The 7721-nt window shown below is 33.4% G+C and carries 6 protein-coding genes; 3 read left to right on the top strand and 3 right to left on the bottom strand.

What is annotated here, in order from left to right; all coding sequences use genetic code 11:
* Positions 1-431: 431 nt before the first annotated feature.
* From AC3DU7_RS04525 to AC3DU7_RS04515, 3 genes are all read right to left on the bottom strand, one after another.
* Positions 432-1046: a Maf family protein gene (locus AC3DU7_RS04525; RefSeq protein WP_488038165.1), complete on the bottom strand. Its 615-nt coding sequence runs from the start codon at positions 1044-1046 to the stop codon at positions 432-434.
* Between the two features lie 133 nt (positions 1047-1179).
* Positions 1180-1722 (bottom strand): photosystem II reaction center PsbP, encoded by a 543-nt coding sequence (gene psbP / locus AC3DU7_RS04520; RefSeq protein ID WP_488038164.1) that lies wholly within the window; start codon positions 1720-1722, stop codon positions 1180-1182.
* 1761 nt (positions 1723-3483) lie between these two features.
* On the bottom strand, positions 3484-4767 hold the full coding sequence (locus tag AC3DU7_RS04515) for an MFS transporter (RefSeq protein ID WP_488038163.1): 1284 nt from the start codon (positions 4765-4767) through the stop codon (positions 3484-3486).
* Positions 4768-5801: 1034 nt separating this feature from the next.
* On the opposite strand from AC3DU7_RS04515, the gene ruvA reads away from it, so the two are divergent.
* From ruvA to AC3DU7_RS04500, 3 genes are all read left to right on the top strand, one after another.
* Complete coding sequence (gene ruvA, locus AC3DU7_RS04510) at positions 5802-6437, top strand: Holliday junction branch migration protein RuvA (RefSeq protein WP_488038162.1); 636 nt, start codon at positions 5802-5804, stop codon at positions 6435-6437.
* 582 nt (positions 6438-7019) lie between these two features.
* Complete coding sequence (gene rpsO / locus AC3DU7_RS04505; RefSeq protein WP_124144298.1) at positions 7020-7289, top strand: 30S ribosomal protein S15; 270 nt, start codon at positions 7020-7022, stop codon at positions 7287-7289.
* Positions 7290-7299: 10 nt separating this feature from the next.
* A partial coding sequence (locus AC3DU7_RS04500) for a photosystem II biosynthesis protein (RefSeq protein ID WP_488038161.1) occupies positions 7300-7721 on the top strand: 422 nt, incomplete at its 3' end.

Raw genomic sequence — 7721 nt, 5'->3', positions numbered from 1 at the left:
TCAAAATTCAAAATTCAAAATTCAAAATTCAAAATTCAAAATTCAAAATTCAAAAGAATTGACTGGTAATGCTTTTAGGATTTTGTAACTGGTTAGTTATTTCTGAGATCCTACACTAGGGAATAGGTGTTAGATCATAGGTCTTCGGTGGCGTGGTCTTAGAGCTGATTTATAAACTTAGTTAAAAGTTTTACATCACCTAGCTTTCAGGAATTTGGGGTTTACAGGACGATAACTCACCAAACCTAAGTGTAGCGAGAAATTCAGCCTCTTAAATATTTACTTTAATAAATCAGCTCTTAAATAATTTTTTTGAATTTATTGAATTTTCAATCCTTAGAGTTATAAGTAGGAAATAAGTTTGCTATTACTCTTCAATTTAGAATCAATTTAGAATAATTATTAAATTAAAAAATAAGATATTTTATAACCTACCAAAAGTTACTAACTTGATATCCTAGACTATTTAGCATAACTCTTAATAATGGTAGACTTAAACCAATTACATTAGTATGACAACCTTCTATCTTTTCGATAAATAAACCACCTTTGCCTTCTATGGCAAAACAACCTGCACATTTTAAAGGTTCTCCAGTCGCAACATAAGCTTCTATTTCCCGGTCGTTAACTAGAGCAAAATGGACTTTTGTCATTCTACAAAGTACAAGAGTTTTATTTTTAACTAGATCGATTAAAGCATGACCTGTGTACAATTGACCAACTTGACCGCGCATTTTTTGCCATCGAGTGATCGCCTCTTGAGCATCAGCAGGTTTACCATGAATTTCGTCATTAATAACTAATACTGAATCACATCCTAAAATTAAATTTGATTGTGTTTCAGATAAGTTTTCCTTTATTAGAGACTTAGATATTGTTTCTGCTTTAGCCTGAGCTAATGTTTCTACCAATTTTCGAGGCTCTACTAATTTAACTGTTGATTCATCAAAGTTACTAGGCATAACTATAGGATGAATACCGATAGTTTGTAACAAACGAAGTCTAGCTGATGAAGATGAAGCTAATATGAAGTTTGGAGTTTTCATATTTTTAAGCAAGCAAACAAATATTCCATAAAACATTGATAACTTGTCAGGACTATAGCCTATATTTAACGCTCTTTTTTAAGATAGAGAAACTTAAAAATTTGCTAGTCCTGACTAATATAAAATTTTCTCACTAATATATAGAGAAAGAGTTAATAACTTGCTCAAACTTATCATTCATTTTTTGCCAACGTGCTTCAGTAGCTGAAATATTGATAGTAAAAAGTTTACCTCGGCTAACTCCTACACTTGCTAAGTTATGACGCTTTCTTCCATCAGCTAATTTAACAGCATACTCCAGTTGATAATATGTTTTAGCTTTATATTCTCGTGCCTCTGCATTTACTAATTCTGCTTCCCGGCCAGAGTCTTTTGGTGCAATGGCATTTTTGCTAAGTTTATATCCTACTTCAGTTGGAGTACCCAAGTCAGTCAGAGTTTGATCTCCGACTACAGGACTAATAACCACACTCACATTCTCAGTGGCCTCAACTAGGTCATGAAATACTATATCCGGGCCATCAGATACTTTGACTTCGAGCCAACCATTAGGATAGAGGAACTCATAACCATCAGTTGTATCCACGAAGCTTTGTAGTCCGCCGCCAATAGAAACACAACCTGTTAGTACCAGAGCGATCGCTACTAAACATAAAGCCACAATTTTTTTTAACATTTTCTCTTCTTTTATACTCTAGATGGTTAGAGTGGGGTTGAATTAAACGGTTCAGTCCCAACACTCAAGTAAATTTATTGTCTCACTAAATCTTGATTAATTTAACAAATTTGTGAATTTAATCAACTTCAAGAATTGATTTTGGTCAGTCAGGAGCTAGGGGAATTTATAATTATGATATTTGTTTTGTGCTAAGTATTTAAATCCTGAGATTCACTATAGTGTGATATTTTTATCAAGAAATAATTCTGAGTTATGAATTTAATTCTGAACAAATTCTGACTACTTCTTTTATAATTCCCATTCCTCCTGTTTGCGGAGCATTTCGTAGGAAATTCTGGCTCCTAACCTTACCAAAAAACTTTATTCAGCAAACCCTAATTAAATATTCAACAACTCAACAGTTAATATTAATACCTGAATAATTATTGATTCTGACTACGGGCATATTTATGTCATTTATTAATTTCTGTATTAGACCTCTCCGGAAAAGAGGGAGTAGGGAGTAGGGGAAAATAATTGATGATTTATGCGTATGGGATTGATTTAATTTTTGACGATCGCCAGATGTCTATTAGCTGATTTTTTACTCATCAATTGGAGGTTAAGATACCGCAAAATACAAATAGTAACTTCCACATTTATTACCATTGCTAACCAAAATATTATTACTACAATTTGTGTTAGTTATCATACAAAAATTTTAATATAATAATAGTTTAATTAGGGCTTGCTGATTAAATATCAAAGTTTTTAATGGCAAAGGTTTCAGACTTTGCAGGTACTAAGGGAGTATCAGCTTTTAGGTAGTTCCAGTTCAAAAATCTAGGGTTTTTGGCAAAAAAGGGTTAGAAAATCAAGGGAAGATTCTTCTGGCTATTTCTTCTCGGAATCTCATTCCTCCTGGATTCTGAATTCTGGATTCTGGCTACTCATCTGAAAAAAAGACTTTTTCAGCAAACCCTAATTAAATACCCAACAACTCAACAGTTAATATTAGTACCTGAATAATTATTGATTCTGACTACGGGCATATTTATGTCATTTATTAATTTCTGTATTAGCAAAATTTTTACTCATCAACTCATCAATTGGAGGTTAAAATACCGCAAAATACAAACAGTAATTTCCACATTTATTACCATTGCTAACATTCCCTTTGATATTGCTACTTTTTTCATAGTATTTCAACCTGTATTATATTCAAAATTTTAGTCTTTTTGAAGATGTCTAATACTCTTTCTTATAATGATTATCTGACTCAATACCCAATAAATCAACAGTAAATATTAATAAGTAGGATGGTGCAAAAAAACAGAAGTATCTAACGAAAAGTAAACTTGCCTAAAGCTCTCTTCCCTTCTGCCTTTACATGGCGATAATTTTCAAAACCGACCTACTTATACCAATTCCCGAAAGTATTGCGCAAGTATAGCAATACTTCAGTTATTAACTAATTAGCAGAAGCTGAATCACTTTATCTTCTAACTTTAGCTAATCTAATATTCATTATTCTTATGTTTTCTTCTCCCTGTACGGACGTTGCATGCAACGTCCCTACCTGCTTCCCTACTCCCCTGCTCAATAAAATGTAGAAAAGTTTTTGAGAAATGGTATTATAGCACTACGGATTTAGGTTAGGACATTTATAAATTCTCAAACTCAGTCAGATATTACTTTTGACTTTTAACTTTTGACTTTTGAATTGCGCGTAGCGCTATAGCTGAGTAATTCTTGATTCTGACTACTGAAATATTTTTGTCATTCATTACTTTCTCTATGAGCAAAATTTTCACTAATCAATCTACGGTCAAGATACTGCAAAATACCAACAGCAATTCCCACCGTTATTACCATTGATAACCAAAATATTTTCACCACAATTTGTGTTCGATCTAATACCCATCCTCCTAATAGCGGTCCGATTAAAAATCCAATCGCCCAACACTGAGCATTCATTGCTAAATAAATTCCACGCAAAGATTCTGGTGCTAAATCTGCTACTAAAGCTGAGGCAGAAGGAGTATAAGAAATAATTGCAATAGCAAATAAACTTAAAGCTAAAATAGTTAATAAAATGTTACCTATTTCTACTATTCCAGCAATACCAATGACGAAAAATCCTAACCCCCATAATATTGCTGAAATTATTAATGCTTGAGGATGGCTAAAATTGCGTAATTTTCTTGCAACTGGTAATTGGAATATAACAGTCAAAGCAGTATGTCCTGTAAATGCAGCACTGATAATTAGTGGTGAAAAATTTCCGGAAACAAAGTTGTTTAAATATAAAGGTATTGTGCTGTGAATTTGAGAAATGTAGAAAGTAAAAAAAATATTCACTACCACAAAAATAATTAGAGTCCGATCGCTACAAGCTAATAGCCAGCCATTAGTATTTTTTTTCCTATCTGTTTCAATTTTCAGGTTTAATTGAACTGGTTTATAAGTTTCTTTAACCACTAAATATACAATTCCAGCAAAAATCAAAAATGAAATAGAATCAACTATAAATAATGCTCTGTAAGCACCTGTAAAATTCACAACTATTCCACCAGAAATAATTCCCAACTGCAAACCCAAATTATCTGCTAATCTAGCAACAGCATAAGCCTCTTTACGTTCGGTTGCTACTGCTAAATCTGCCACAATTGCTTCCATGGCCGGCCAATATAATCCGATACCTAATCCTAGTAATAAGTTAGCGATCGCTATAGTATAAAAATTATTAGCTATTGCCATTAGTATGGAAGCTAGTGCCGAAATAATTAATGATAATAACAGAGTTATCCGACGACCAAAAAATTGAGAGTCACTGAAAGAACCTCCTAGAAAACGAGCAACGATGCCAGAAATTTGAGCGCTGCCTAAGACAATACCAATTGAAGTTGTAGATAAACCAACTTGATTTACAAAAAAGATTGGTGCATAAAATAATGTAAAGCCTGTACCAATTTGAGATAATAATCTACCCATTGCCAGAATTAAAATTTGTCGGTCTAAATTGGGAAATAATTGGGATAGATAGAATTTTGGCAATGACATGAAAATTATCAGACTTTTTAGAATAACAAGATATAGTTTAATCTTAATCTCTTTTCTGTATTAAGTAGTTGAGTCGTGCAAAATAAATTTTCTAGTTGAGAGAGGGAATAGGGAATAGGGAATAAGGAACAGGTAACAGAAAGTCAATAGGATGTGTAATTAATTTTGCATAGGAACTTACCAAAAGCTGTAAAAAATCAGGCATTAAGCATTAAGCAATTTTTCGGTAAAAATAATTGAAAAATTGAGATATAATTAAGAGTTACTGATACCATTTCTCTGTAACAATGCGCTTAATAATTGTTGCTCAGACCTTATTAAACTGACTATTCTCATCTTTATATTAAGTGCAACTTCATGGAGAAATGGTATGACAAAATATGCTCCCTCAACCTTATAAATAATTATTCATTCTTTGCACTCGGTACTGACTGCTAATACCAATTCTCAAAAATAATGCTATTTTTCATGAACATTTCAGTTATTAAGTAATAATAATATAGCAATTTCCAAAGTTATAAACTACAGTTATTTTCCTCATCTTCATACTCCTCTGATTTTCCACTTATCAAATCCAAAAAAATGTGTACTTCACGAGTATGGAAAATGCTATATTTCAGTAATATTTTCAACTATTATTGGCATTAAACTAAGATATTTTATGTCTTTGAAACCTACTGCTGTACGGGCTAATAGCAATTCGCACCTACTCTCTATACTCCTCTAATTTTCCACTTGCCAAAGCCAAAAAAATGTGTACCTCACGAGTATGAGAAATGCTATATTTCAGTAATGTTTTCAACTATTATTGGCATTATACTAATATATTTTATGTCCTTGAAACCTACTGCTGTATGGGCTAATAGCAATTCGCACCTACTCTCAAGGAGATTTAGCAAGACTTTTGAAAATTGGTATAAGAGTTGAATGGTTACCTAAGAATTAATATCTTCTTAACTCAAAACTGTTGTAAGTTCAATGATGCTTCGGCAGTTGTTAATATGTAATTTCGTAATAACTTTAAATGAATTTTTATGATTAATTATCTCAAAGGGAAAGTGGCTGATGTTCAAAAAGGCAGTGGTATTCGTGTAACTCTAATTTTAGAAGTTAATCAAGTAGGTTATGAGCTACAAATTCTGCCGAGGTTAACTCAGAATTTACAGCAAGGAGAAGAAATACAAGTTTTTACTCATCAACAAATACGGGAAGACCAAATGTTATTGTACGGTTTTGGTATTTCTGCAGAAAGAGATTTATTCCGCCAGTTAGTAAGTGTTAGTGGTATTGGGACACAATTGGCGATCGCTTTGTTAAATACTTTAGAATTACCAGACTTAGTCCAAGCTATTGTTGGGGGCAATACTCGTGTCTTAGCTAAAACTCCAGGAGTCGGGGCGAAAACAGCAGAACGTATTGCTTTAGAATTGAAAAATAAATTGGCCGAATGGCGACATGATGCTGGTTTAAGTACATCAGTACCTGTGGGAGTTACCCCTGCTATTCAAGAAGAAGTAGAAATGACTTTGTTGGCCTTAGGATATACAGGTCCAGAGGTAATACAGGCATTGCAAGCTGTTAGTCAAGATGCGAAAATGTCCAAAAATACAAATCCAGAAGATTGGATCAGGGAAGCTATTAGTTGGCTGAGTCGTCCCACTCAACTCTGAAAAAGTTACATATAGCGCTGTGCGCAGGCAACAGTCATATAGAAGGATTAACTAAGTTAGAAGTTATTTTTGTAGCGGGGATTTTGAGCAACAAAAAGATTTTGCCTTAAAAGGCGGGGTTGCTTGACCCATATTATTTTGCTAGATTGCTGATAATATAGAAATTTTAGCTATTGAACAACTCCTATAACTTGTAAATATGCCAACGCTAATTGCTATATATAATAGAGGAAAATACTATAGCGCTACGCTTAACTCAGAAGTTAGAATTCATCTCTGACCAAAAAATAAGGTCAATAGCCTCCCCTTTTAAGGGGATAAAAAAGCGGTAGTTACGCGTCAGCAAAACGCCATATCCAAATTTCAAGTTCTGACTTTAACTAAAGGTACTGATAACTGAAATGACCAACTCTGAGCATTTATAAATTTCCGCGCCCTATTTGCGTAGTGCAATAGACAAGAGATTCAGACTCACTGCTCACTGCTGATTGAAATTTTATCCTCTTCTATTGTCCGGGACAAGTGTTTGATGATATAGTTAATGATTGTGGTAATTGAACAAGATTAGTAGAAGTTAAATATATGGCTCTCAAGCAACAACGTAAACAAGAAATTATTGGTGAATACCAAACCCATGAAACGGACACAGGTTCAGCAGATGTCCAAGTAGCTATGCTGACGGAAAAAATTAGTAAATTAAGTGCTCATTTAAAAAGTAATAAGCAAGATTATTCATCCCAAAGAGGTCTATTAAAAATGATTGGTAAACGTAAGCGCTTACTATCATATATCCAGAAACAAAGCCAAGAACGTTATAAAACATTAATTACTCGCCTTGGTATTAGAGGTTAGAAACTAACTTATGTCCTCAGAACCATCACGTCAACCTTTACCTTTTGAGCCTGCTAAAAATCGTAAAAAGCAAGGTAAGAAATCATCTCCCTCACCTAAAACAAAAACAGTAGAGCAGCAAAACTCCTCTGATGTAAATCAGCCGAAAAATATTAGTAATCAAAAACGCCAACAACTAAAAGGAGAAAATCCTATCCCTGAAGTAGTTAGTCAGCGAATGATAACTCGTATGGTGTTATTCTCTGGTACACCTCTAATATTGTCTTTATTAACCTTTATTATTAGCTACTTTATCATTGCAAATGATATTTTAGTACTACCAAACCAAGCAGTTTTGCTTGTTAGTATGGGCTTTTTTGGTTTAAGTGTTGTTGGTTTGAGTTATGGTCTTTTTTCTGCTTCTTGGGATGAAGATAGAAAAGGTGGTTTATT

Source organism: Okeania sp. (assembly GCF_983059655.1).
Note: the sequence above shows the minus strand (reverse complement) of the source record. Positions and strands in the feature narration are given on the sequence as shown.